The sequence below is a fragment of the Neptuniibacter marinus genome (genome assembly GCF_001597725.1).
Taxonomy (GTDB): Bacteria; Pseudomonadota; Gammaproteobacteria; order Pseudomonadales; family Balneatricaceae; genus Neptuniibacter; species Neptuniibacter marinus.
Genome location: NZ_LUTR01000079.1, coordinates 1 through 265, shown reverse-complemented (window position 1 = coordinate 265; position 265 = coordinate 1). Strand labels below are relative to the sequence as shown.

At 49.1% G+C, this 265-nt stretch carries 1 pseudogene; it reads right to left on the bottom strand.

Features of this window, described 5'->3' with window-relative positions:
* Nucleotides 1–265: pseudogene (locus tag A3774_RS16850) on the bottom strand (cation transporter); the annotation flags it as partial.

Here is a 265-nt window from a genome sequence, read left to right as displayed (position 1 = left end):
CATAAAGATAACCCTATAGAGGGTCATACCAAACACAGCTACCCCCATAATCATCAGGCTAGCGGCTTTAAATAGAGCGGCTCTATTGCGTATCCGTAGCGGTCTGCCGATAACAAGTAGGGATAAGGTATAGGTTGCGGTATCGCCTAAAAAATCCAGTGCGTCGGCCTGTAACGCTTGCGAGCTGGCCTGAAAGCTCGCGCCCATCTCAATAAGAAACATCAACCCATTGATGGCGATAACCCACCACAAGGCGCGTTTATAC